The sequence below is a fragment of the Saccharopolyspora sp. NPDC003752 genome (assembly GCF_053605825.1).
The window spans coordinates 142,661-165,956 of record NZ_JBSGJZ010000014.1 but is presented as its reverse complement, the minus strand read 5'-3'; the positions used below and the strand labels follow the sequence as shown (position 1 = coordinate 165,956).

The window sequence follows — 23,296 nt, the reverse complement described above, 5'->3', positions numbered from 1 at the left end:
TCTGCGTCTTTCGCTTGCAGCACAACACCTTCGGCACGCCGCAACCCGCGGTCATCACTGTCAAGTGCTGCGTGTCGACCAGGGTCACTCGCCTTCCTGCGAAGCGTGTGGGCCGACAGCGGTGGCGAACTCTCCCCGCGCCTCGGCCGGCGGAGCACCGGGGAACTCGAGCGCGGCCGCCTCGCGGTAGCCGAGGCGCGCTACGAAGCGGCCGACCGGCCCGGGGTCGTGGAAGCCCTGTTCGTCGAGCACCACGCGGCCGCCTGCCACGACGATCTGCGGCCAGCCGCGGAGCTCGTGACCCTCGAAGGGCGAGAAGTCCGTGCCCATGTGCAAAGCCGGGCCGTCGACGGCGCGGACTTCGGCTGGGTCGAAGACGACGAGATCGGCATCGTAGCCCGGTGTGATGGCGCCCTTGCCGGGAAGCGCGTTGATGCGGGCCGGCCCCGAGGAGAACAGCTCGACGAAACGCTCCAGCAGCCCGGGCAGCGGCGGGGTCGCGGCCCCGGCGTCGTCCGTTCCCGACGGCGAGCCGAACGCCCCCGTCGCCTCCGCGAGAGCCGTGAACGCGACCGGCATGCGGGTCTCGACACCGGGAAGCCCATGCGGCATCTGCCGGATGTCGTCAGACCGCTCGCGCTTCTGCGAGAGGTCGTAGCACGAGTGGTCGCTCGCGACCGCGTGGATCGAGCCGTCCGCGAAGCGCTCGCGCAGCGCCGCCACCGTTTCGGGCGCCCGCATCGGCGGGCAGCACGCGAACCACTCGGGGAAGCGCGAGGAGTACACCCCGTCGTCGAGCACGAGGTAGTGCGGGCAGGTCTCGGAGTGGATGTCGAGCCCGCGCGCCCGGGCTTCCGCGACCAGGTCGACGGCGCCGGGCGTGGACTGGTGGACGAAGTACACCGGGGCGCCCGTGTGCTCGGCCATCGCGAGGACCTCGTGCACCGAGGCCTCCTCGGCGAGCTCGGGGCGGGTCTCGTGGAGGTGCGCGATCCCGGTCCGTCCGGCCTCGGCGTGCCGCTGGGTGCAGTCGACGATCACGGCGTCGTGCTCGGCGTGGATGTAGGTCAGGCCGTCGAGGCGCACCATCTCCCGCATGACCTTGAGGACGGTGTCGTTGTCCGCCATGGTCGAGCCGCGGTTCGTCATGTACATCTTGACCGAGCGGATGCCGAGCTCCGCAAGCTCCTCGAGCTGGGCCGGAACGGTCTCGTCCCATTCGATGACCGAGCCGTGGAGCGCGACGTCGCAGCGGGCCTCGCGGGCGAGGGCGAGCTTGTGCTTCGCGGCCTCTAGCGGGGATTCGCCGGCGTCACGTGGGATGCCGAAGTCGAGGATCGTCGTCGTGCCGCCCCACAGGGCAGCCGTCGACGTGATCGCGAAGTCGTCGAGCGTGCGGTAGCGACCGGTCACCTGGGCCACGTGGCAGTGTCCGTCGACGCCGCCCGGGATGACGGCGCGACCCGCCGCGTCGATGACGCGCTCGGCGGCGGGCACGGGCTCCAACGCGTCGAGGACGGCGGTCACGCGCCCGCTGTCGACGACGACGTGCGCGGCTCGCGTGCCGAACGAGTTGACGACAAGACCGTGCGCAATCACGAGATCGGCCTTCAACGGGCCCTCCCTTCGGTCGAAGCGGCCGCGGTAACGGCCTGAGAGCCAGCGGACGCGGGCGCCGCTGGGTGTGCCGCGAGCTGGGCGGCCTCGAGTGCGGCGTCGAGGGCCGGACTCAGGCCGGAGCGCGGCTTGGGCGGCGGGGCCGCGAACGAACCGGCCCGGTGCGGCCCGGGGTTGAGCTCGACGATGGCCTCGGCGAGCCGGATCCCCGCCCCGATGCCGTCCACGACGGGAACGGGGATATCGGCGGCGACATCGCGGGCGAGCCCTGCGAGCGGCGCGCCCGCGAGGATCACGACGTCGGCGCCGTCCTCTACGACCGCGAGCCGCGCGAGCTCGACGAGGGTGGGACGGAAATCGGCCTGGACGGTGCCAATCCCGCGCAGCGCCTCCTTGATCGAACGGATCGACGCGAGGCGACTCCCGAAGCCGAAGCGCTCGACGCAATCCCGGTACCACGCCGTGATGCGGTCCGAGATCGCGATGATCGAGAAGCGGTGGCCCTGGAGGGCCGCCGCGCACAGCGCCGCCTCGGTGATGCCGATGACGGGCACGTCCACGAGCTCCTTGAGCGCGGGCATGCCCGGATCTCCGAACGCGGCGACGACAACGCCGTCCACGTCGCGGTGCTCGGCGATGAGCTCCGCGACGGCGCCCGCCGCGATCAGCGACTCGAAACGGGTCTCGATGTACTCGACGCCGCTGGCGGCGGTGCGCACGAGAAGCTCGGTCGTGGGGGCCGCCGAACGTTCCGCCTCGGCGCGGATCAGCTCGGTGACGTCGTCGCTGATGTTCGGATTGACGACCAGAAGTCTCATAGTGGTTCCTCGGTTCGGGCCGGCTCGCGCGGGCTCAAGCCGCTTTCCGGGTACTGCTCCCTGTACTTGCCGATGTGGTGCGCCGACTGGGCCGCCGCCCGCTCCAGGTCGCCGCTCGCGATCGCCGCGAGGAGATCGCGGTGCTCTTGCACGAGCTCGGGCAAGTCCGTGACATGACGGAAGAGCCAGTGCATCCGGCCCTGGAGGGGCTCCAGCGCCGCGCGGAGGAAGCCGTTGTCGGCGATCCGCGTGACCTCGTCGTGGAACTCGCTGTTGGCCCGATGCGCCTCGTTGATGCTGCCGCGAGCCAAGGCGTCCGCAGCCCGGTCGAGGAGCGCATCGAGCCTCGCGATGTCCTCCGGCGTGGCCCGCTGGGCAGCGAGCCGGCAGGCCAGCACCTCGAGCGAAAGCCGGACGTCGAACAGGTCCTCGACATCCTTGTCGCTCAGCCGGGCGACCACAGAGCCGCGCGAGGCCCGCTCGGCGACCAGGCCCTCCTGGATCAGCATCCGCAGCGCTTCGCGCACCGGGAGCCGGGAGACGTTGAACTCGGCGGCGAGGTCGCGCTCGATGAGCCGCGTGCCCGGCGCGTAGTGGCCTTCGAAGATGCGGATCCGCAGCGTATCGCGGATCACTTCGCGCAGCGGTCGGTCACGCTGCGGCTCCTCGGCCGGCCGTGCCATGGCTTCTCCCCTCGGGTCGGTTTGCGCATGATGAGCAGCGCATGCGGTTCTGGCCCCATTCGACCACGCTCCTCGGCCGTGTCCCCACGTTCGGCCTCGTGTCCATGTCGTAGCCGGTGAGCCGGGATCAGTCCGCGGAAGGCTCCCCGGCGAGTTCTTCTCGTTCGCTCATTCCGGACGGCGCGCCGACCGCCGTCGTGCGTGCGACGAAGTAGTACGCCACCGCCGAGGTGACCACGCCGATCGGCCATGAGAACGAGGCGACCGCCGTGAACGCGGGCACGAGGGCGAGGATGGCGGACGCGGCCGCGGTGGGGATGAACACCGCGAGTGCGCGGGGGTTGACGCCGCGACGGTAGTAGAACTCCCCGGACTCGTTCGCGCGGTAGAGCTCGCGGATGTTCACGACGCCCTTGCGGACGAGGAAGTAGTCGGCCGCCATGATGCCGAACAGCGGGCCGAGGAACGCGCCGAGCCCGCCGAGGAAGTAGTTCACCACGACCGGGTTCGAGTAGAGGTTCCACGGCATGACGAGCAGGGCGAGGACGGCGCTGATCACGCCGCCGCGCTTGAACGTGATGCGCTTGGGCCACACGTTCGCGAGGTCGAACGCCGGGGAGACGAAGTTCAGCACGACGTTCACGCCGATGGTCGCGACGATGAACATGAGCGCCCCGACGATGAGGACGGCGGTGTGCGGCACCTCGGCGATGATGAGCGCTGGGTCCGTGATGGCGTCCCCGAACACGACGACGGTGCTGATCGTCATCGTGATGCTGATGGCTGCGAACGCCGCGAAGTTCACGGGGATGCCCCAGAAGTTGCCGCGCACGACATCGCGGCCGGACCTCGCGAAGCGCGTGAAGTCGCAGTAGTTGAGGAGCATCGTCGCGTAGGTCGCGACGAGGAGGAACGCGCCGGTGAGGACGCCGCGCAATGCCTCGCCGCCATCGAGCGGGTGCACCGAGAGGTCCATGGGGATGTGCCACCCGGCCGCGGCGAACAGCCAGACGGCCATCACGAGCATGACGACCCAGATGATCGGGCCGGCCCAGTCCTGGAATCGCCTGACGGCCTCCATGCCCCGTGTGATGACGATGAGCTGGAGTGCCCACAGGAGGAGGAAGCACGCCCACCCGAGGTAGGAGAGGCCGAGGAAGGACTGGTGCTGGAAGCGCTCCAGATCGGGGGCGATGCGGAGGAGGAGCACGACGACCGCCATGCTCGCTAGGTACGTCTGGATGCCGTACCAGCAGATCGCGATGACGGCCCGGACGAGCGCGGGGAGGTTCGCTCCCCAGACGCCGAAGCTGATGCGGGCCATGACCGGGAACGGGACGCCGGTCTCCTGGCCCATCTTCCCGGCCCAGTTCATGCCGACGAACAGGATCCCGGTGCCGATGAGGATCGAGGCGAGGACTTCCCACCCGTTGAGCCCGAGCGTGAACATCCCGGCCACGAACGTGTAAGTGCCGATGTTGTGGACCGAAGACATCCACACGGCGAAGAAGTTGTACGTCTTCCACTTCCGCTCGGCCGCGGGCGCGAGGTCCTCGTTGTAGAGCCGGCCAGAGGGATCGAGTTCTCGCAGGGATGCCGAGTCACAGCGCACAGCGACTCCTTACGTCCGACTCCGGGGCAATGTTGGGATACCGTACTGGGATCCCAGATGCCGCACAATGACGGATGCGCATTTCGTCCGGATTCCGGCGAAACGTGCTCGCAGTCAGGCGCTCGGCTCGTCGGGCGCTGGGCGGCCCGCCGCGGGTGCACCACTGGTCCGCATCGACCGGTAACCGGGGTGGACGCCCGGGGTGAGTCCTTGCTGCTGAGCCAACCGCCGGAGCAACGCGGTCAGTTGCTGATGTTCGGACGGAGCGAGCGCCGTGCAGAACTGCTTCTCGTGGGCAGTGGCTTCCGCACGGAGCCTGGACAGCAGCTCCACGCCCTCGTCGGTGAGGAATAGCGCGTAAAGACGCCGGTCGCCGGGGTTCTTGCGGCGTTCGAGGAGTCCGCGCGCCTCAAGACCGTCCGCGAACGGCACGAAACGACTCGGCGGCATTCCCAGGATCTCGGCGAGCTGGCGCTGACTTCGGCCGGGCGCCCTGTCCAGCAGGCGCAGAAGACCGGCCTGCGCGGGCGTCAGGTCGAGCCGTTCGATCCGCTGCGCGAACAGCTCCGCCGCGTGCGCCCCCAGCTGCGCCAGCAAGAAAGCAGCTCCCCCTTCTTGGGGCTGCGGACTCCCATCGACACCATTCGTAGCCATGCACGAATGATACCACCTTGACAATCGTTCAGAGTTGTAATCATTATTGTTCGTAGATGAACTCACCGGAGGAGACGTCATGACAACCACACCCGCCTCGCCGCGCCTCGACCGCTCTGCGCGCCGCCCCCAGGCCGGCCCGCCGCTGCTGGCCCCGGTACTGGCCTTCGCCGTGCTGACCATCGGCTACGTCGTCGTCAACCGGTCCACCCCGCATCCCGACGCGCCGGGCTTGGAAGTCCTCGCCTACGTCCAGGACCACGGCGCCAGCATCGAGCTGGGCGCCTTTCTGCTCTTCGCTTCCGGGGTGCCGCTGGCGCTGACCGCCGCAGTGCTCTACCGGCGGCTGCGGGCGCTGGGCATCACCGCGCCCGGCTCGGCGATCACCCTCGTCGGTGGCGTGCTGGCGGCCAACGCCCTGGTGCTGAGCGCGATGTTCGGATGGAGCAGCGGCCGCCTGTCCGCAGACGCCGGCCCCGCACTGGCCCGCGCCTTGGCCGACCTGTCGTTCCTCGCCGGCGGACCCGCCTACTCGGTGATGTTCGCCTTGCTCATCGCCGGCGTGTCGGTGCCAGGACTGCTCACCGGGCTGCTGCCGCGCGCGGTGAGCTGGGCAGGACTGGTGCTCGCCGTCGCCGGCATGCTCTCCACCCTCGCCCTGCTGCTCGACGGTTTCGCGTACCTGCTGCCGGTCGTCCGCTTCGGCGGCCTCATCTGGTTGGTGCTCGCCGCCGTTCTGCTGCCGCGCACCCGCCGATCCCACCACCAATGACCCACCGCTACCAGCCCACCTACCCCAAACCCCAGGAGCCTCCGACATGGCCACCTACCCGGAACTGAAAGGCAAAACCGTCCTGATCACCGGCGGGTCACGAGGTATCGGAGCGCAGACCGCCCATGCTTTCGCCGCCCAGGGAGCCCAGGTCTGCGTCGTGGGCCGCGACGAGGACGCGTTGGCCGACGTCGCCGCCCGCATCACCGAAAGCGGCGGCATCGCCATCAGCGAAACCGCCGATGTCACCGACGCGGCCGCGCTGGAGCACCTGCGTCGGCAGACCGAAACCCGGCTCGGCCCGGTCGACGTACTCGCCGCCTTCGCCGGCGGACAGGGTTTTCCCGTGCCGACAACCGAACTCAGCGAGCAGCGCTGGCGCCAGGTCATCGACGCCGACCTCACCTCGACGTTCCTGACCGTTCAGGCGTTCCTGCCGGGAATGCTGGAGCGCGAGCAGGGCTGCATCATCACCATGTCCTCGGCCGCCGGGCGCCGGCCCAGCCAGGCCAACCTCGCCTACGGCGTCGCGAACGCCGGCCTGGTAATGCTCACCCGCCATGTGGCCACCGAGATCGGACCGCGCGGAGTCCGCATCAACTGCCTGGCCCCCTCCGCGATCCGCACCGATAGGACAGCGGCCCACATGCCCGCCGAGGTGCAGGACGAGGTCGCGGCCACGCATCCGCTGCGCCGGATGGGAACCACCGACGACGTCGCAGGCAGCGCCCTGTTCCTCGCCTCCGACTCCGCCTCGTGGCTGACCGGCATCACCATCGACATCGCCGGCGGCCGAGTCACCGGGTGATGCCGGCCAGCCCTTCCCGCCCCACGGCGACATGACGGCCAGCTGCCAGCATGCAGGACCCGGGTACCCGCGCTATTCGCTCGTCCGGTTCGAGAGCGTGTACGCCAACTGCTGGACGACCTCGGTCGCCATCACCGCTTGGCCCGATGTCGAGAAGTGGATCCCATCCTCGCTGAGAAGGTCGTCCCTGTCGTTGACCGGGTGGTTCCACATGTCGACGACGACGGCCTCGTATTCGGCAGCGAGGCGGCGCGTGATGTCGTTCATGGCCCGGATTCGTTCGTGCCAGTCCGGAAATGCCGGCACGACATACGCCCTCCCCAGCGTGAATGTCGTCAGCAGGGCGCGGGTGCGGGCCGCGATGTCGTACATGCGCCGCATCGTCCTTTCGATCTCGTCGAAATCGGGATTGCGCCGCAGAACATCGTTCGGGCCGCACGGCAGGTGCAGGAGGTCCGGGCCGAACTCGACCACGCGGTCGAGTTGGTGGGCCACGGTCCGGGCCGTGGTCGCCCCGACCTCCGAGGTGTTGAGGTACTGCACATCCGGGCACACCCGCTGCAACACGTCCGCGACCCGATCGGCCCAGCCCTTGTTCGCGTACCCGGGCGTGGGGTCGCCGATGCCGGCCGACAAGCTGTCGCCGACCACGCCGAATCGTCTCCACGGAGCATCGAACAGCAATGCCGCGGCGGTTACCTCGGACAAGCAGAGCGGATCGGAGCGTTCGGTCATCGCCGGCATCAGCATGTTCACCTGCTTCGGTTGCGATTACGACTGACGAGAGCGGGGCGTGATGCCGAATGCCGTTGCCGCGCTGCCGGCGGCAACGATGGCGATGAACAACCAGCCGTGCTGGAACGCGGTCAGCATCCGGTCGGCGGCGGCATCGAGCGATCCGAGGATGGCGATCAGAACGGCGACGCCCAGCACATAGCCGAGCTGGCGGGCGGTGTTCACCACGGCACTGCCGGTGGCGGACTGGTCCGGCGGCAGATCGACGACGGCGGAGGCGATCATGCTGGGCAGGGCGAGGCCGATGCCGACGCCGGAGATCACCCAGCCCGGCAGCACCTCGGCGGCGTACTGCACGGGCGTGGAAGCGGTGGTCAGCACGAGCACCACGCCGCCGGCGAACAGCAGATTCCCCAGGGCCACAACGACACCCACCGGCATCCGCTTGATCAGTCGCTGGCTGATGGCGGCGAAGATCGGCACCATGATCGGTCCCGGGACGATGGCGAGCCCGGTTTCGATGGTGCTGAAGCGGGCCACGTTCTCCAGCCACATGGCGATGCTGAGGAACCACGCCCCGAACGCGGCGCAGAACGCCAACACGGTGGCGTTGGCCCACACGAACGTCGGCACCCGGAACAGGGCGGGCGACACCACCGGATCCGGATTCCGCATCATCCGCGCCACGAACAGGACCACGCCGACCACCGCGACGGCCATTACGCCGAATGTCGCGGCGCTCGCCCACGACCATTCGCTGCTCTGCACCAGGCCCAGCGACAGCGCCCCGATCGCCACGATCAGCAGCGCCACCCCGAGCAGGTCGGGCACCCGGGCCGCTATCCGCTGACGCAGATTCGGCACCAGGCGCATGGCCGCGACCCCGGTCACCACGCCCACCGGCAGATTGATCAAGAACACCCAGCGCCAGGAAGCCTCGACCAGTGCCCCGCCGACCACCGGACCGAAGGCCGCCGCGAAGGAACTCGTTGTCGCCCAGATCTTCACCGCGCCAGGAACCCGCGCCGGCGGCAGCACGGTGACGAGCAACCCCAGGCTGGCCGGGGTCAGGGCAGCGGCGCCGATGGCCTGCAGGACCCGGAACGCCACCAGCGCCCACAGCGACGGAGCCACCGCGCAGGCCAGGCTCGCCAGCGTGAAAATGCCGAGGCCGACCAGGAATCCGGCCTTGCGCCCGTACCGGTCCGAGAAGCGCCCCGCCGGAATCAGCAGTGCCGCATAGACGATCGCATATCCATTGAGGACCCAACTCACATCCGCCAGCGAGGAACCAGGATAGGACTCACCGATCTTCGTGAACGCGACGTTCACGACGAACACGTCGAGCATCGCCATGAACGCGGCCGAGCACAGGATCCACACGATCGCCGTCGAATGATCCCGGCCCGACCGCAGCGTCGTCGTCTTGTCCGCGGTCACGGTCCGCTTGGCTGCTACGCCATCCATCAGGCATCCCCTTCTCGTCGGCACCGGGCTCGGCAACGCGCGCCGATCTCCACCAATGCGGTGCCGACCGATCAAAGAATACGGTCGACCGTATTTAGATTGCAACCCTTTCGCGCACCGGACCAGCGGCATACGATCGACTGTATGGTCACCTCTGGGCACAAGTCGGCCGACGAAAGCACCGATCAGCGGTTGCTGCGCGGCGCGCGGTCGCGGCGTGCCGTGACCCGCCGCGCGGTCGACATCGCCTCGCTGGACGGACTCGAGGGACTCAGCTTCGGACGTCTGGCCGAGGATCTCGGCATCAGCAAGGCCGGCATCCAGACCCTGTTCCGAACCAAGGAGAGACTGCAGCTCGCGACCGTGGAGGCGGCGCAGGAGGCATTCGTCGACGCGGTCGTCCGGCCCGCCCAGGCCTCCCCTGCGGGCGTCGCGCGCATCCACGCCCTCGTCGACGGATGGATCGACTACGCCGCGCAGCCGCTGTTTCCCGGCGGTTGCTTCTGGGGCGCGAACCTGCCGATATTCGACAGCCGGCCCGGGCAGGTCCGGGATGCGCTGCTGCGGCAACAGCGTGCCTGGGTCACGATTCTCGCGACGCAGTTCCGGCGAGCCTTGGCCGCCGGCGAGATCGCCGATGTCGATCCCGAGACGGCCGCCTTCCAGGTCAGTGCCGTGCTGAATGCCGTCAACCTGGCCCTGCGCCTCGGCGACGAAGACAGCGTGACCATGGCGCGGCAGGTGGTCGACCGCCTGCTGGATGCCGCCGCCTGATCTGCGGTCCCCACCGGTTCGAGCCCGCACCCGCCGACGCCCGCGTTTCAGAATCGCCGTCAGCGACCGGCCTGGATGCGCCTGCCGGCTTTGCGGATCAAGCCTTCACACCTCGCGGCTCGACCGTGGCCCGTCGATCCCCCAGGAGATGATCTTGGCGGGAGTGATCCTGATGATCTCCCGCGAGAAGTACGGCACCGGCGGCTCGTGGTCGGTCAGGGCCACGGCCGAGCCTCGGATCTCGATGCCGCGCACCACCCATGGGTCCACCGAGGCCAGGTCGTCGACGACGAACGACACGGTGCTGCCCTGCTGGACGTTCCTGAACTTCTTGGACGCTCCCAGTGCGTGCCCGCCGATGGTGATCGTGCCCGAGGTGGCATCCACGAAGAAACCCACTGGGTTGTTCTGGACTTGGCCGGACGGAGAGGCCGTGGCCAGGCGACCGAGGTGCTGTCCGGTCAGGTATTCGAGTTCTGCCTGCGTGAAGACCGCGCGGCGAGCATGCGAGCTTGACATTGACGTCGATCAATCCTTTGGCGGTGGGTGCGTCCGACGGTTCAGCCGTTCGCTTGCGGACGGGCGTCTTCGCGGCCCGCGGTCGTCAAGGCCACCTCAAGTCCGGTCAACCGCAGGCGGGTGGCGCCGCGCAGGTGGGGGAAGTCGTGGTCCGGCTCCGCGGAAGGGGTCAGGAAGGCTGCCTGCTCGGTCCACCGCAGGCGGGTGCCGTTGGCTTCCGGGTGCAGTTCGACGGTCACCAGCGAGGTCCATCGCGGGACGTCGTCCACGCGAGACGTGTACGCGTAGACGATCCGCGAGTCCGGCGTGATGTCGAGGTACCGGGATTCGTACGCGAGCCGTTCCGGGTGTGCGCCTGGGACGGTGAAGACGCTGGACGCCGTTTCTCCGCCGTTCACCGCGAAGTCGTGGTGGTACGACACGTGACGGCCCGGCAGCTTGAACCAGCGGTGCCGGACCGGAGTGTCGGCGAACGCCTCGAATACCGCGCTCGGGGGCGCGGCCAGGTGGAATCCGACCGTGAAGGTCTCGTGCCGCACCCCCGGGACCGAGCTGCCGACGTGCTCATCGGCGGCCGATTCCGGCGCAGTGGCTCCCATGGTGGCCATGTTTTCCCTCACGTGGTTTTGCAGCGGTTCGGGGCGCAGCGCCCGTTGGTTACGATCTGTATGTAACGGGGCGCGGCCGCTGCGATCAAGGTCTCGCGCTTACGCACTTTCAAGTCAGCTACGCACTCGGGGGGAACAGGCTCTTGGATTCCGCACTGCGTTCCCAGCTGGCGGCCGCCGGGGTCAGCCCGGAGTGCACGGCGACGATCGAGCTCGTGCGCGACGTGCTCGCCCGCGTCGGGGACAAGTGGACCGTCCTGGTCGTCACGACGCTCGCGGACGGACCGCTGCGCTTCACCGCCTTGCACGAGCGGATCGCCGGGGTGTCGCAGCGGATGCTGAGCCAGACGCTCCGTGCGCTGACCCGCGACGGTCTGATCACGCGAACGGCCTACGCCGAGGTACCGCCTCGCGTCGAGTACGCGCTGACCCCGCTGGGGCGATCGCTCAGCGACACGGTCGCGCACGTGGTGCGCTGGGTTCAGGAACACCAGGTCGAGATCGCCCGCAACCGCGAGGTGTTCGGGGGGACCGAACCCGCGGCATCGTAGGGCGACCCAGCTCCGTCCACAAGAGACATCCACCATTGCGATTCGGCGCAGTGTGATCGAGGCGGAGGCCACGCGGAATCTCGGTCACCGCGCCGGTGCCGGCGGGGTGAGTTCGGCGTTGCGGGCCAGCGCGGCCGCCTCGCCCCGCGAGCCGACGTCGAGTTTGCGGAGCACACCGGTGACGTGGAATTTGACGGTGCTTTCCGCGACGCCGAGCTCGTCGGCGATGGCTTTGTTGCGCTTGCCCTCGGCGAGCAGGCGCAGGACTTCGTGCTCCCTGGCGTTGAGGCTGGCCAGTCGCGGCTCACCGGAGCGCGTGGCGGGCGAGTCGAGCGGGACAGCGATGCTGACCCGGCTGCCCCAGCCCGGGACGGCGTCCAAGTCGACAGCGGCGCCCAGCGTCCGCGCCCGGCCTTCCAGCTCTCGCGACAACGTGCTCACGCCCAGCTCTCCGGCTTCCTGATCACGCACGTCGATCAGCAGCGAGCCACCGTCGCAACTCCACGCGATGCGCAGCCGGGCCAACCTGGGCTGCGCGGCGAAGGCCAACACGATCGTCCTCGTCATCGCGCGCGCCGCATAGGCGACTTCCCCCGGCAACGATCGCGCAGTCTTGCCGGGCGCGATGAACTCCAGGCACACCTCGTGGTGCTTCAGCAGCTGCCGGATGTTCTTGCGCAGCTTGCTGAACGCGGCCGATGCGGGTTCTTCCGACAACGACAGATCCGATTCCTGCGCGGACCGCAAGACGACCAGCGCCGCCGAGGCCGTCTCGGTCGCGGTGAGCCGGGCACGCCGGTCATCGAGCCCGGAGGAGCGCAGGGTGTTCAGAATGGACAGCAACGCGCTTTCGTGCGCGGCGACCATCTCCGTGATCGTGCGCGCCCGCTCGCTCGAGGCGGCCCGTGATTCGGCGAGGTAGTCCGGGCTGGCCTGAGCTACCTGCTGCCTGATCGAGGTCGCGACGATGCCGAAGAACCCCACCAGCTCCTCGGCTTCCGGCAATCGCTTCCGTGGCGTGCGGGGCACCAGCACGAGCAGCGTGCCGACCGGATCCAGCACCACCCACACCGCGCGTGTCACGCCGCCGATCATGGCGTTCGCGGCGACAGGGGCGCCGGGGTCGACCCGGGCTTTGAGCTGGTCGAGTTCGTCGATGGTGACGCGGTTGATCATCTCGGCGTCCCCCGCGACCTTGCGTGGACGGCCCGTGCATTCCCGGGTGAAGATGACGAGGGCGCTGTGCGGCCACCGGGCGGACAGGAAACGGGAGAACCGGCCGGCGATCCCGTGCAGCGGGCCGTCGACGACCTCTCGCAAACCGCGCAGCCGGTCCGGGCGCGGGGACTTCGGATCGACCATTCCAGCGAGTCTAGGCTGCGGGTCGGCTAGCCGGAAGTCGAGGTTTTGCCCGCCTTTCGACCAGGTCGTCCAGCGGCGCGGCGCGGTTAGGGTCGCGAACGGTATGCGCCGAAGCGCATGCTTTTCCGCCGACAGACAAGGAAGCAAGCCCACATGCCACAGCAGGTGCGCGGGGTGATCGCCCGTTCGAAGCAGGCCCCGGTCGAGCTGACCGACATCGTGATCCCCGATCCCGGTCCCGGCGAGGTCGTGGTCGACATCGCGGCGTGCGGCGTGTGCCACACGGACCTGACCTACCGCGAGGGCGGGATCAACGACGAGTTCCCCTTCCTGCTCGGGCACGAGGCCGCGGGCACCGTCGAGATGGTCGGTGAAGGTGTCGAATCCGTGCAGCCGGGTGACTTCGTGATCCTGAACTGGCGGGCGGTCTGCGGCCAGTGCCGCGCCTGCAAACGCGGGCGACCGCAGTACTGCTTCGACACCTGCAACGCCGAACAGCCGATGACGCTGACCGACGGCACCGAGCTCACCCCGGCGCTCGGGATCGGCGCGTTCGCCGACAAGACGCTCGTGCACGCCGGGCAATGCACCAAGGTCGATCCCGCCGCCGATCCGGCCGTCGCAGGGCTGCTCGGCTGCGGGGTCATGGCCGGACTGGGCGCGGCGGTCAACACCGGCATGGTCGGCCGTGGCGATTCGGTCGCGGTCATCGGCTGCGGCGGTGTCGGCGACGCCGCCATCGCCGGCGCCCGCTTGGCCGGCGCGGGCACGATCATCGCGGTCGACCGGGACGAGAGGAAGCTCGACTGGGCCCGCGAACTGGGCGCCACGCACGTGATCAACGCCTCCGGCATCGACCCGGTCGAAGCGATCGCGGAACTGACCGGCGGGTTCGGCGCCGACGTCGTGATCGACGCGGTGGGCCGTCCCGAGACCTGGAAGCAGGCCTTCTACGCACTTGACTGCTCCCCTCCCTGAAGGAAAGGGGATTCTTGGTCCCGTTCCCTTCAGGGCATGCAGGGGATTCCTGGCTCAAGCTGCCTGACCAGGCTTCGCCTGGTCAGGTCTTCTGCTCTCAGCGCCAGCCGGGTACAGCCCAGCCCGGACCAGCATCACGTGCGCGGAGTTCTTGTCTCTCGGGGAGACCGTTCCGCACGCAGTACAGGCATAGGTACGTTCTGACAACGGGAGTGCGTGCTTGGCTCTCGCCCCGCACACCGCGCAGTCCTTCGTCGTGTTCTTCGGGTCCACCAGCACAACCGTTCGGCCGTGCTTGCGCCCCATCATCACAAGTTCGTTCTTCGTCACCGAGATCGCGGCATCGGCGGCCTTGCGAGCCATCGTGGTCCTGGCCAGGAACTTCGGCCGGAAGTCCTCGACCGCGATCGCATCGTGATCGGTCACGACCCGCTTGGCCCAGACGCGGGCCGTGTCCTGGCGTTGCCGGGCTATCTTGGCGTGGGCCTTCGCGGCCTGCTTGCGAGCCTGGCGGTAGCCCTTGGACGACCGTTTTCCCTTGGGTGGCCTGCGTCGGGCCATCATCCGCTGATAACGCGCCAGCTTCGCAGCTGCTTTCTTGCCGTGCTCGGCGTGGGGTAGGTCATGGTCATCGCTGGTGGTGGTAGCGGACTCTGCCACACCCCAATCAATCCCGATCACCTTGCCCGTTCCGGGCAGCGGCTGCACCTCGGTAGCGACCACGAACGACACATACCAGTGCCCCAGAGCGTCTTGGTACACCCGCGCCGACGACGGGTCAGCGGGAAGTTCACGAGACCACACCACGGTGGCCACGATCCCGCCCGCGAGGCGCAAACGACCGTCCTTGAACCGGAATCCGCGCAGCGTGTAGTTCAAGCTCGGCCGCGCCACGCTCTTCTTCTTGAAGTGGGGCATCCCGGCGCGTCGCCGCACCGGCAACCGTGCCTCGATGTCCTTGAGCGCTTTGGCCCGGGATTTCGCGAAGTCCCGGATGATCTGCTGCTGCGGCACCGACGCACCCGCACGAAGCCACTCGTGTTCGCCACGCCACCCCGTCAGGAGCTTGTCCAGGTGCGCGGGCCCGCACTTCTCGCCGTCACGGTGCGCCTGCCGGGAGGTGGCCACGCACTGGTTCCACACCCACCGGCACCGATCCCACTCACCAAGCAGAGATCGCAACGCAGTGCGGGAAAGACGGAGACGATAGGTGTACCTTGCGTGCCCTGAACCCGCCACCTCGCCACCCGCTCCCACGAAGATCACCATAGAGTGTTGGTCTGGTCAACAGCCTCAAGGGGCGTCTCGTCTCGGCTGCTGCACAAGGAGTTCGAAGACCCCACGGTTCGCATACCGGCAAGGTGCTCGCCTCTGGTCGGGGGCGTACTTTGCGGGATCGGTTGGAGGTGCGCCGATCTCCGTGGTGCGCCAGTACATCGAACGGCAATCCGAACCATCGTCTAATGGGTCACCCCGAGCAGGAGTTGACGCGCTTCCTCCCCGCCCTAAAGGACGGGGCATCCGCGCTACGTTCTTCCTGTGAACCTGCGGATCCGATCAGGGCCGAACTCGACGAGTTGCTCGACTCGGTCCAGGTGGCCACGGCCCAGGCGACCGAAGCCTTCTTCGCCAGCTACGACGAGGACCCGGACCCGGCCCGGCTGGCCTCGTGGCTGATCCCCCGCTGCTGGCGCGAGATCGACTACGTCCATCTCCTCAACGAGGAGATCCGGCGTTACGGGATGCAGTTCGAGCGGCGGCACATCACGTTGCTGGCCAAGCAGTCCTTCCAGGAGGCCGAGCACTACGACATGGTCGGCAAGGCGATCGAGTCCCTCGGCGGCGAGGTGCCCACGACCGTTCCCGCCGAAGCCGAGCCGTGGAGCCGGTTCCTCTGGGAATGCCTCGACCGCCACCCGCTGTCCGCGGTCGCGGCGTGGAACCTGTCGGAGACGTCGGCGTCGGGAAGCTTCGAACCGACCTTCCGCGGCGCGGAACGGCACGGCCTCGACGAGGTCACCCGGATCTACAAGCAGATCGAGAAGGACGAGAAGTTCCACGTCGGCCTGGGCCTGCAGATGATGGCGACCTACGTGCACACCGACGAGGACCGCGATGAGATCCTGCGGGCCATGCGCGGCATGCGCGACATCGCCTGGCGCACGTTCAGCCCCGAGTCCGTCGCGGCCGGCCGCGACACCTGATCGGCCGCCGGAGATGATCGCTCAGGAAATCGACGTCTGGCGCACCGTCGTGGTCGAGGCCACGGACAGCCGCGCCGATGACGTGGTCGCGCTGACCCTGCGCGACCCCGACGGGCAGCACCTTCCGGCCTGGGAGCCGGGAGCGCACATCGAGGTGGATCTCGGCCCGGGGCTGATCCGGCAGTATTCGCTGTGCGGCGATCCGCGGACCGCCGACCGGTGGCGGATCGCCGTCCTCCGGGAACCACGCGGGCGCGGTGGATCCGCCCGGGTCCACGGCCACGTCCGCGAGGGCGACCGGCTCCGGGTCCGCGGGCCGCGCAACCGGTTCCCGCTCGCCGACGCCGAGAGGTACTTCTTCGTCGCCGGCGGAATCGGGATCACCCCGATCCTCGCCATGGCGACGGAGGTGGCCGCGCTCGGCCGGCCGTGGACCTTGCTCTACGGCGGGCGGACGCGATCCTCGATGGCGTTCCTCGACGAGCTGACCGCCCTTCCGGGAGGCCAGCTGATCATCGTGCCGCAGGACGAGTTCGGCCTTCCCGATCTCGACCGCCACCTGGCGGTGCCTGCGGACGGAACGGTGGTCTACTGCTGCGGCCCCGGGCCCATGCTGTCAGCTGTGGAACGGGCCTGCGGGGCGTGGCCCGCGGGGTCGCTGCACCGGGAGCGCTTCTCGGCGGAGGTTCCTCCGCTCGACGCGGATTCCGGGTCGTTCGAGGTGGTGCTCAAGCGCAGTGGCCTACGGCTGGCGGTCCCCGAGCACGAGCCGTTGCTCGACGTTCTCGAGGCCTCGGGCGTCGAACTCGACAACTCGTGCCGGGCGGGGATCTGCGGCACCTGCGCCGTCGGGGTGGTCTCGGGCGAGCCGGACCATCGCGACGACGTGCTGACCGACGAGGAGCGGGAAAGCGGCGAGATCATGCTGCCGTGCGTGTCCCGGTCACGGGGCCGCGTGCTGGTGCTCGACCTCTGACCTCTCCCGTGCGGCGTTCAGCGCCACAGCAGGTACGGCGCTGAACGCCGCCTTCATCCGGTCACTTCTCCTTCCACGCGCACCGGCTTCGAACTCTTGCCCCCGGCCCCGGGTCGTCCCGCGCTCCAGTCCGGTCAGGCGGTTCGTGCCTCGCGTCGTGAGCGGATCGCCAGGCGTCGCACGTGCCATGCCGAGTAGATTCCTGCGCATGCCATGAGCCACGGGACGGCGATCACCGAGCCCGACCGGACCGTTGCGATCGCGACCAGCACGAGGCCCAGCGCCGAATCCGCAAGCCGGACGAGGAAGACGTGGCGCGACATTTGCCGGGCGACCAGCTCGGTGACATGGGGCAGTCCCGCTGCCCAGATCATCAAGTACGCGACCCACCCGAGCACCAGCAGGGGGTCCACGGCCTGACCGGTCAGCAAGATGCCCAGGGGGTTGGCGAGCAACGTCAGCGCGACGCCGCCGACTCCGGTGCCGGTGATCAGCAGCCACGTCGCGCGGTGGACGAGCCGCTGTGCGGCGACGGCGTCCCGCCTCATCTTGGCGACGAAGTTCGACAGCAGGAAACTGCCCGCACCGTTGATCACGACCTGCAGCGGTGCGACGACGAGGCGACCGGCTTCGAGCATTCCCACCGCGGCCGTGGACACCAGCAGCGCGACCAGGGCGCGTGAACCGAGGAGCGCGGCCGGACGCAACGCGGCCTGCAAGGATCTCCAGGCCGCGAACGACATCACCGCGGGCAGACCGGCGGTTCCGGCCCGCAGCTGCCGCAATTCCGCTGCGGGCAGCTGCACAACGCCCACGAACACCGCTGCCGCCGCACCGACGGCCATCGACAGGAACAGCGCCGGCAGCGAGACTCCGGCCATCGCGGCTGGTGCGAGCGCGAGCAGCGTCCCGGTGACGTGCACGATGTCGTTCCCCACGAGGTGCCAGAACTGCAATCTGGCCATGAGCAACCGCCGCACCGCTTCCGCGGCCAGTCGCAGCACTACCATCGTCCCGAAGGCCAGTGCGGTAGCCGGCTCGCCGTCGCGCAGCAGCAGGGCCGTGCCGACTGCGGCGGCGAAGCACAGCACCCAGCCCGCGAGCGCGCTGGTGACGATGCCGGCCCGGGTGCGGGGTTCGTGGCGGTCGAGGACCGCTAGCGAGTCACCCACCCAGCCCGTGTACAGCGCGATCGCCGTCACCAGCAACGCCAGCAGCAGCACGAAGGATCCGAACTCGGCGAGCCCCAGCGTGCGGGCGGCCAGCACTTGGAGCACCAGGCTCGTGCCCGCGGTGATTCCCTGCGACAACACCGGGGCGGCGACCTTCGCGACGAGGCGCCGTTTCGGCGCTCGCGCGCCGGTCGTGGTCATCGGGATGGTTGCGGGGCGGGAGATTCGCCGGCGCGCCAGGCCGGGGCCGCCCCGGCGAACGTCAGCACGTACCCGGTGATCGTCCCGCCGAACAGCTGCAGCTGCTCGCGCAACCTGCGCAGCGAACCGAGATCACCGTCTCGCCGCACCGTCACCACGACCCCGTCGGACGCGCTGATCAGCGACGTCGTCTCCGGCTGGGAGATCAGCGGGGGCAGGTCCACCAGCACCAGGTCGTAGCGCGACCGCATCTCCGCGATCACCTGCTGCAGCAGTCCGGAACGCAGCTGCTCCCTGGAGTAGGGCTGTCCGTGCCCCGCGGGCACCACGCTGAACCCGACCCCGTTGCCCAGGTGCACCGGGTGCGCCGACTGGGCCAGCGACGCGGTGCCGGTGGCGATCGACGTCAGCCCGGGCCAGTCGGCCAGCCCCAGCATCTGCGACAGGTCGCGGGAGCGGAACGCGGCGTCGACCACCAGCACCTGCAGGCCGTCCCGGGCGGCGGCGCCGGCGATCTGCAGCGTGGTCGTCGTCGCTCCCTCGCCTCCGGACGGGCCAGTGACGAGTACGACTCCCCTGCCCACCGTCGACCGCAGACCTGAGGCCACCAGCTGGTAGGAGCGCAGCGGCGGGACGCCCGGTCTGCGCAGCGCCAGGATGGCCTGGGCGGGCAGCGTCTCGATCTCGCCGAGCACCGGTTCGTCGACGACGCGGGTGAGCTCGTCGGCATCTCGCACCCGGTGATCGCGATCGGCGCGGAACCAGGCCAGCGCGGCCGCGAGCATCAGGCCGACAGCCGTGCCGATGGCGAAATCGCGCAGGACCCCGCGCCAAGGGCTCGTGCCGTCCGGCGACGCGACATCCACGAACGACACCCCGTCGGCGAACTGGGCCGCCACCACCCGGATCCGGGTGATCTGCTTGTCCAGATCGCTGAGCGTCGGGCCGGCGGCCGAGCCGACGGGGCTGCCCGGCGGGACCGTGCCGGCATCGGCCACGATCGCCGCGCGTTGCGCGTTCAGCGTCTCCAACGCCTTGTCCGTGGTGGCGACCACCTCTGCCCTGGACCGGTCCTGGTAGGCGGCGATGACGGCGTTGGCGATCAGCACGGAACGCTCGAATCCCGGCCCGTCGACGTTGATCTCGATGGACTCACCGCTCGACGAGGCGTCCGCGGTGATGGCGGCGCGCAGCTGCAGCACGGTCTCGTCGCCGCCGAGCCGGGCACGCGCGTCGTCGAGCACTTCGTCGGAGGTGACGAACAAGGCCCGCTGCTTCACGTATCGGAGGAAGCTCGACTCGCTGGCCATCTCGATCCCGAGCACGCCGGTCTGGTCGGGTGCCTTGAGCACGATGCGCGCGTGGGCGCTGCGGCCGTCGCCCGCCACCAGCGGGACCAACAGGCTCATCAGCACCGCTGCTGCCACGATCCCCAACGAGATCCAGCGATACCGCCACAACGAACCGAAGATCGTCGGTGCCGGGTGGGCGTCGTCCATCGACCGTCATTCCGCTCTCTGTGCCAAAAGGGGGATTCCTCCGGGCAGTCCGGCGCTCATCGGTAACGCACCGGGCCCCTGCGGCGAATACCGCGTGAGCGCAGTGATCGGAAACCGCTAGGAAGATCGCGGTTGATGAGGCAAATCAACCGGTCTGGCCACCCGGGAGGAGAACTACCGATATTTTTCAGTATTCAGACGATGGTGATCGCCTGTCAAGTTCCCCCTCCCGGCGGCGCCGCCCGTTGGCCCACCCAGTGATTTCCGCGCGTGTTGCGCAGGAACGAAAGGCTTCGATGACCACCACCGACATGCCGAAATCCGGCTTCGCGGCGGCGTTGCGCCGGTTGCCGTCCGCGCAGAAGTCGGCCAAGGGGGCGCCGGCCTACTCGCGGTTCGTCAACCGCAGAGCGGGTGGCTACCTCGCGGCGGCCGCCTACCTGCTCAAGGCAACTCCGAACCAGGTCACCGCCGTCAGCGCGCTGTTCACCTTCGCCGGCATCACCGCCGTCGCCACCGCCGCGCCGTCGTGGCCGCTGGGCATCGCGGTGGGCCTGGCGCTGGTCGTCGGGTACGCGCTGGACTCGGCCGATGGGCAACTCGCCCGGTTGCGGGGCACCAGCAGCATCGCGGGCGAGTGGCTGGACCACGTGATCGACAGCGCGAAGATCGCCACCCTGCACCTGGCCGTGCTCGTCTGCGCGTTCCGGTTCTTCGGCCTCCCCAGCGGTTTCCTGCTGGTTCCGCTCGGCTACGCCGCCGTCGAGACCGTCATGTTCTTCGCGATGATCCTCAACGACCAGTTGCGCCGCGGCCGTCATTCCGGCGCACCGGCGCCCGCCGGTACGCCGCCTTCGGTCCTGCGGTCGTTGCTGGTCCTGCCGACCGACTACGGGGTGTTGTGCCTGGCTTTCCTGCTGCTGGGATCCCCGGTGGCCTTCGCCGCGGTCTACGGCGCGCTCTTCCTGCTCAACACCGTCTTCCTCGCCGCGGCGCTGCCGAAGTGGTTCGGCGACATGGCGCGCCTCGACGGCGCTGCCGCGGAACGGGTGCGGTGACGATGCCCACCATCGGGTACGCGCCCGGCGCCTTCGACATGTTCCACATAGGACACCTCAACATCCTGCGGCGGGCCAGCGGGGAATGCGACCACCTGGTGGCGGGTGTGGTGACCGACGACGTCCTGCTGAAGGTGAAGGGCCGCAAGCCGGTCATCCCCTTCGAGGAGCGGTTGGAGATCGTGCGCAACATCCGGTGCGTCGCCGAGGCCATCGCCGACCAGCACGAGGACAAGTTCCGCATGTGGGAACACCTCCGGTTCGACGTGCTGTTCAAGGGCAGCGACTGGCGCGGCACGGCACGCGCCGACGCGTTGGAGCGCAAGCTGTCCGCCGTCGGGGCGCGGATCCGCTACTTCAGCTACACCACCCACACGTCCAGCACCCTGCTGCGGCAACGGATCTCGCTCCCCTCGCCCAGCATGCTCGGCGAGCTGGAGCCCGGGCCGACATGAGCCGACCGCGTCGGAGCAACCGGCTCGTGCCCGCGATCGCCATCGTGACCGCGCTGCTGGCGGCCTGCACCGCGAACACCGACGACAGAACCGCAGCGCATCACGTCGAAGCGACGATCACCACGACGGATTACCCGGTGCCCGCTGGCGCGCTCTTCGTCGCCACCAACGGGAAAGACTCCGCGCAGGGCGACGAAGCGCGACCGCTGCGCAGTCTCGGCGAGGCGGTGCGCCGAGCGCAGCCCGGCGCCACGATCGTCCTGCGAGAAGGGACGTACCGGGAGACGGTCGGCATCATCGGCAAGAAGTTGTCCATCCAGCCGTATCCGCGTGAGCGCGCCTGGCTCAAGGGCAGCCGGGTGGTCGCGCAGTGGTCCCGCGACGGCGATGTGTGGCGGCACGCGGGCTGGAACGCACCGCTGTGCCGGACCTGCTTCCTGCCTGAGATCATCGACCCGGCGCATCCGCTGGCCGGGCTTCCGGACATGGTTTTCGTCGACGGCAGGCCACTTCGGCAGGTGGGCGAGCGGAGCTCGGTCACCGACGGCACGTTCTACGTCGACGTCGCGCGCGAGGAATTGGTGATCGGCGAGGACCCGGCCGGGCGGTTCGTCGAGGCGACCGAGTCCGACTGGCTGCTGCAGTTCGACGGCGCGGGAGCCGCGGGCAGTTCACTGCGCGGGATCGGGATCGCGCACTACGGCTCGAACCAGAAGTACGGTCGGCGCGGCGCGATGGTCGTGGTGAACGCGCCATCGGTGGTGCTGGAGAACAACACCTTCGCCGCCTCCGCCTCCAGCGGCGCAGCGGTCTTCCAACCCGATGCGAACGTGACCGGCAACCAGTTCCTCGACAACGGTCTGGTCGGCTTGATGGCCAACCGGGCCGACGGGCTCCGGTTGACCGCCAACACCTTCGCGCGCAACAACAACGAGCACTTCGCCTTGACCGGCGAGGCCATCGGTGCGGCGGGCGCGAAGGTGACGCGCACGAAGCGGGCGTGGGTGTCCGACAACACGTTCGCGGACAACATCGGCACCGGCTGGTGGTGCGACCTGGGGTGCACCGACGCCGTGGTGGTCCGCAACATCGCGCGGGGCAACGCCGTCAACGGCCTGTACTACGAGGTTTCGGCGAGGGCGCTGATCGCGTCGAACGTCGTGGTTTCCAACGGCGGGCGCGGCATCAAGGTCTCCAGTTCCGACCACGTCCGGCTCGTGCACAACACCTTCGCCGACAACGCGATCGAGCTCGGGCTGTACAACGACAAGCGGTCTGCGAGTTCGGACCCCTACAGCGCGGAACTGGGCCTGTCCTGGATCACGTCCGGCACCGAGCTGGTGAACAACCTCCTGATCAGGCAGCACGACACCGAGCCGTTCATCGAGTCCGCCGACTACAAACCGCACCCCAAACCGGCGTCGCCGTTCCTCTCCGCCAGCGATGGCAACGCCTTCCTGCGGGCGGCGGGCTCGGCACCGCTGGGCACGTGGTCGCTCGGCTCGGGTGGGGTCGTCTCGATCCACACGCTGGCTCAGCTGCGGGAACGGACGGGACTCGACCTGCACAGCCTGGCGGTGGCACCGCCGCCCGCCCCGTTCCGCGATCCGGACCGGGGCGATTACTCGCTCCGCCCGTCCGCGCCGGGTGTCCGCGCCGGTCAGGCCCTGCCGCGCGATGTCGCCCGGATCGTCGGTGTTCCACCGCGCGACCACCCCGACATCGGCGTGCTCACCGGCCCACGCGGGTGAGCGCGGGGACGCCTGCACCGAC

The 23,296-nt window shown here is 69.2% G+C and carries 22 protein-coding genes and 2 pseudogenes; 11 read left to right on the top strand and 13 right to left on the bottom strand.

What is annotated here, in order from left to right:
• Window positions 1-84 precede the first annotated feature (84 nt).
• The 5 genes from ACWEV3_RS20300 to ACWEV3_RS20280 form a co-directional block, all read right to left on the bottom strand.
• Window positions 85-1,614, bottom strand: coding sequence for an amidohydrolase family protein (locus tag ACWEV3_RS20300; protein ID WP_452615380.1), 1,530 nt, complete (start codon window positions 1,612-1,614; stop codon window positions 85-87).
• Window positions 1,611-2,435: an aspartate/glutamate racemase family protein gene (locus ACWEV3_RS20295; RefSeq protein ID WP_452615379.1), complete on the bottom strand. Its 825-nt coding sequence runs from the start codon at window positions 2,433-2,435 to the stop codon at window positions 1,611-1,613. The genes ACWEV3_RS20300 and ACWEV3_RS20295 overlap by 4 nt, the downstream gene beginning before the upstream one ends.
• Entirely contained in the window at window positions 2,432-3,118 is a 687-nt protein-coding gene (locus ACWEV3_RS20290) for a GntR family transcriptional regulator (protein WP_452615378.1), read from the bottom strand. The genes ACWEV3_RS20295 and ACWEV3_RS20290 overlap by 4 nt, the downstream gene beginning before the upstream one ends.
• A gap of 127 nt (window positions 3,119-3,245) precedes the next feature.
• Window positions 3,246-4,730, bottom strand: a complete 1,485-nt coding sequence (locus ACWEV3_RS20285) for an NCS1 family nucleobase:cation symporter-1 (protein WP_452615377.1) — start codon at window positions 4,728-4,730, stop codon at window positions 3,246-3,248.
• A gap of 114 nt (window positions 4,731-4,844) precedes the next feature.
• Complete coding sequence (locus ACWEV3_RS20280) at window positions 4,845-5,384, bottom strand: MarR family winged helix-turn-helix transcriptional regulator (protein WP_452615376.1); 540 nt, start codon at window positions 5,382-5,384, stop codon at window positions 4,845-4,847.
• A 79-nt stretch (window positions 5,385-5,463) separates the two neighbouring features.
• On the opposite strand from ACWEV3_RS20280, the gene ACWEV3_RS20275 reads away from it, so the two are divergent.
• Together ACWEV3_RS20275 and ACWEV3_RS20270 are read left to right on the top strand one after the other, a co-directional pair.
• Window positions 5,464-6,156 carry a DUF4386 domain-containing protein gene (locus tag ACWEV3_RS20275; RefSeq protein ID WP_452615375.1) on the top strand — a complete coding sequence of 231 codons (693 nt, stop codon included), beginning with the start codon at window positions 5,464-5,466 and terminating at the stop codon, window positions 6,154-6,156.
• Between the two features lie 46 nt (window positions 6,157-6,202).
• The gene (locus ACWEV3_RS20270; RefSeq protein WP_452615374.1) at window positions 6,203-6,964 is read left to right on the top strand and encodes an SDR family NAD(P)-dependent oxidoreductase; all 762 of its coding nucleotides are present in this window, start codon (window positions 6,203-6,205) and stop codon (window positions 6,962-6,964) included.
• 72 nt (window positions 6,965-7,036) lie between these two features.
• Here ACWEV3_RS20270 and ACWEV3_RS20265 read toward each other — a convergent pair whose 3' ends face one another.
• Entirely contained in the window at window positions 7,037-7,714 is a 678-nt protein-coding gene (locus ACWEV3_RS20265) for an SGNH/GDSL hydrolase family protein (RefSeq protein WP_452615373.1), read from the bottom strand.
• A gap of 21 nt (window positions 7,715-7,735) precedes the next feature.
• Window positions 7,736-9,298, bottom strand: a complete 1,563-nt coding sequence (locus tag ACWEV3_RS20260; protein ID WP_452615372.1) for an MFS transporter — start codon at window positions 9,296-9,298, stop codon at window positions 7,736-7,738.
• Window positions 9,299-9,310: 12 nt separating this feature from the next.
• On the opposite strand from ACWEV3_RS20260, the gene ACWEV3_RS20255 reads away from it, so the two are divergent.
• Complete coding sequence (locus tag ACWEV3_RS20255; RefSeq protein WP_452615371.1) at window positions 9,311-9,940, top strand: TetR/AcrR family transcriptional regulator; 630 nt, start codon at window positions 9,311-9,313, stop codon at window positions 9,938-9,940.
• A 105-nt stretch (window positions 9,941-10,045) separates the two neighbouring features.
• Here the strand turns inward: ACWEV3_RS20255 and ACWEV3_RS20250 are convergent, their stop codons facing one another.
• Both ACWEV3_RS20250 and ACWEV3_RS20245 read right to left on the bottom strand, forming a co-directional pair.
• Window positions 10,046-10,459, bottom strand: a complete 414-nt coding sequence (locus tag ACWEV3_RS20250) for a PPOX class F420-dependent oxidoreductase (protein ID WP_452615370.1) — start codon at window positions 10,457-10,459, stop codon at window positions 10,046-10,048.
• Between the two features lie 41 nt (window positions 10,460-10,500).
• The gene (locus ACWEV3_RS20245; protein WP_452615369.1) at window positions 10,501-11,058 is read right to left on the bottom strand and encodes an SRPBCC domain-containing protein; all 558 of its coding nucleotides are present in this window, start codon (window positions 11,056-11,058) and stop codon (window positions 10,501-10,503) included.
• Between the two features lie 176 nt (window positions 11,059-11,234).
• Here ACWEV3_RS20245 and ACWEV3_RS20240 point away from each other — a divergent pair, with 176 nt between their 5' ends.
• Complete coding sequence (locus ACWEV3_RS20240; RefSeq protein ID WP_452615433.1) at window positions 11,235-11,618, top strand: winged helix-turn-helix transcriptional regulator; 384 nt, start codon at window positions 11,235-11,237, stop codon at window positions 11,616-11,618.
• A gap of 84 nt (window positions 11,619-11,702) precedes the next feature.
• Here ACWEV3_RS20240 and ACWEV3_RS20235 read toward each other — a convergent pair whose 3' ends face one another.
• A complete protein-coding gene (locus tag ACWEV3_RS20235) occupies window positions 11,703-13,127 on the bottom strand; it encodes a helix-turn-helix transcriptional regulator (protein WP_452615368.1) in 1,425 nt (474 codons plus the stop codon).
• Between the two features lie 6 nt (window positions 13,128-13,133).
• On the opposite strand from ACWEV3_RS20235, the pseudogene ACWEV3_RS20230 reads away from it, so the two are divergent.
• Window positions 13,134-13,943, top strand: a pseudogene (locus ACWEV3_RS20230) (alcohol dehydrogenase catalytic domain-containing protein); the annotation flags it as partial.
• A gap of 69 nt (window positions 13,944-14,012) precedes the next feature.
• On the opposite strand, the gene ACWEV3_RS20225 reads toward ACWEV3_RS20230, so the two are convergent.
• On the bottom strand, window positions 14,013-15,227 hold the full coding sequence (locus tag ACWEV3_RS20225; protein ID WP_452615367.1) for an RNA-guided endonuclease InsQ/TnpB family protein: 1,215 nt from the start codon (window positions 15,225-15,227) through the stop codon (window positions 14,013-14,015).
• A gap of 11 nt (window positions 15,228-15,238) precedes the next feature.
• On the opposite strand from ACWEV3_RS20225, the pseudogene ACWEV3_RS20220 reads away from it, so the two are divergent.
• The 3 genes and pseudogenes from ACWEV3_RS20220 to ACWEV3_RS20210 all read left to right on the top strand — a co-directional run.
• Window positions 15,239-15,405: pseudogene (locus ACWEV3_RS20220) on the top strand (IS200/IS605 family transposase); the annotation flags it as partial.
• A 130-nt stretch (window positions 15,406-15,535) separates the two neighbouring features.
• The gene (locus ACWEV3_RS20215) at window positions 15,536-16,162 is read left to right on the top strand and encodes a hypothetical protein (protein ID WP_452615366.1); all 627 of its coding nucleotides are present in this window, start codon (window positions 15,536-15,538) and stop codon (window positions 16,160-16,162) included.
• A gap of 13 nt (window positions 16,163-16,175) precedes the next feature.
• The gene (locus ACWEV3_RS20210; protein WP_452615365.1) at window positions 16,176-17,138 is read left to right on the top strand and encodes a PDR/VanB family oxidoreductase; all 963 of its coding nucleotides are present in this window, start codon (window positions 16,176-16,178) and stop codon (window positions 17,136-17,138) included.
• 134 nt (window positions 17,139-17,272) lie between these two features.
• On the opposite strand, the gene ACWEV3_RS20205 is transcribed toward ACWEV3_RS20210, so the two are convergent.
• Window positions 17,273-18,511: a hypothetical protein gene (locus ACWEV3_RS20205; RefSeq protein ID WP_452615364.1), complete on the bottom strand. Its 1,239-nt coding sequence runs from the start codon at window positions 18,509-18,511 to the stop codon at window positions 17,273-17,275.
• Window positions 18,508-20,010 (bottom strand): cell shape-determining protein, encoded by a 1,503-nt coding sequence (locus ACWEV3_RS20200; RefSeq protein WP_452615363.1) that lies wholly within the window; start codon window positions 20,008-20,010, stop codon window positions 18,508-18,510. The genes ACWEV3_RS20205 and ACWEV3_RS20200 overlap by 4 nt, the downstream gene beginning before the upstream one ends.
• Before the next feature lie 296 nt (window positions 20,011-20,306).
• On the opposite strand from ACWEV3_RS20200, the gene ACWEV3_RS20195 reads away from it, so the two are divergent.
• From ACWEV3_RS20195 to ACWEV3_RS20185, 3 genes are read left to right on the top strand one after another with little or no spacing between them, the layout of a single operon-like run.
• Window positions 20,307-21,068: a CDP-alcohol phosphatidyltransferase family protein gene (locus ACWEV3_RS20195; protein WP_452615362.1), complete on the top strand. Its 762-nt coding sequence runs from the start codon at window positions 20,307-20,309 to the stop codon at window positions 21,066-21,068.
• 2 nt (window positions 21,069-21,070) lie between these two features.
• The gene (locus tag ACWEV3_RS20190; protein WP_452615361.1) at window positions 21,071-21,523 is read left to right on the top strand and encodes an adenylyltransferase/cytidyltransferase family protein; all 453 of its coding nucleotides are present in this window, start codon (window positions 21,071-21,073) and stop codon (window positions 21,521-21,523) included.
• On the top strand, window positions 21,520-23,274 hold the full coding sequence (locus tag ACWEV3_RS20185) for a right-handed parallel beta-helix repeat-containing protein (RefSeq protein WP_452615360.1): 1,755 nt from the start codon (window positions 21,520-21,522) through the stop codon (window positions 23,272-23,274). The genes ACWEV3_RS20190 and ACWEV3_RS20185 overlap by 4 nt, the downstream gene beginning before the upstream one ends.
• Window positions 23,275-23,296 lie beyond the last annotated feature (22 nt).

Bases quoted from the DNA above. Each gene is read 5' to 3' on its own strand.
- ACWEV3_RS20245 (WP_452615369.1), bottom strand. From the start codon at position 11,058: ATGGGAGCCACTGCGCCGGAATCGGCCGCCGATGAGCACGTCGGCAGC.
- ACWEV3_RS20205 (WP_452615364.1), bottom strand. From the start codon at position 18,511: ATGACCACGACCGGCGCGCGAGCGCCGAAACGGCGCCTCGTCGCGAAG.
- ACWEV3_RS20265 (WP_452615373.1), bottom strand. From the start codon at position 7,714: ATGCTGATGCCGGCGATGACCGAACGCTCCGATCCGCTCTGCTTGTCC.
- ACWEV3_RS20225 (WP_452615367.1), bottom strand. From the start codon at position 15,227: ATGGTGATCTTCGTGGGAGCGGGTGGCGAGGTGGCGGGTTCAGGGCAC.
- ACWEV3_RS20270 (WP_452615374.1), top strand. From the start codon at position 6,203: ATGGCCACCTACCCGGAACTGAAAGGCAAAACCGTCCTGATCACCGGC.
- ACWEV3_RS20185 (WP_452615360.1), top strand. From the start codon at position 21,520: ATGAGCCGACCGCGTCGGAGCAACCGGCTCGTGCCCGCGATCGCCATC.
- ACWEV3_RS20195 (WP_452615362.1), top strand. From the start codon at position 20,307: ATGACCACCACCGACATGCCGAAATCCGGCTTCGCGGCGGCGTTGCGC.
- ACWEV3_RS20210 (WP_452615365.1), top strand. From the start codon at position 16,176: ATGATCGCTCAGGAAATCGACGTCTGGCGCACCGTCGTGGTCGAGGCC.
- ACWEV3_RS20190 (WP_452615361.1), top strand. From the start codon at position 21,071: ATGCCCACCATCGGGTACGCGCCCGGCGCCTTCGACATGTTCCACATA.
- ACWEV3_RS20290 (WP_452615378.1), bottom strand. From the start codon at position 3,118: ATGGCACGGCCGGCCGAGGAGCCGCAGCGTGACCGACCGCTGCGCGAA.
- ACWEV3_RS20260 (WP_452615372.1), bottom strand. From the start codon at position 9,298: ATGCCGCTGGTCCGGTGCGCGAAAGGGTTGCAATCTAAATACGGTCGA.
- ACWEV3_RS20200 (WP_452615363.1), bottom strand. From the start codon at position 20,010: ATGGACGACGCCCACCCGGCACCGACGATCTTCGGTTCGTTGTGGCGG.
- ACWEV3_RS20295 (WP_452615379.1), bottom strand. From the start codon at position 2,435: ATGAGACTTCTGGTCGTCAATCCGAACATCAGCGACGACGTCACCGAG.
- ACWEV3_RS20275 (WP_452615375.1), top strand. From the start codon at position 5,464: ATGACAACCACACCCGCCTCGCCGCGCCTCGACCGCTCTGCGCGCCGC.
- ACWEV3_RS20280 (WP_452615376.1), bottom strand. From the start codon at position 5,384: ATGGCTACGAATGGTGTCGATGGGAGTCCGCAGCCCCAAGAAGGGGGA.
- ACWEV3_RS20250 (WP_452615370.1), bottom strand. From the start codon at position 10,459: ATGTCAAGCTCGCATGCTCGCCGCGCGGTCTTCACGCAGGCAGAACTC.
- ACWEV3_RS20255 (WP_452615371.1), top strand. From the start codon at position 9,311: ATGGTCACCTCTGGGCACAAGTCGGCCGACGAAAGCACCGATCAGCGG.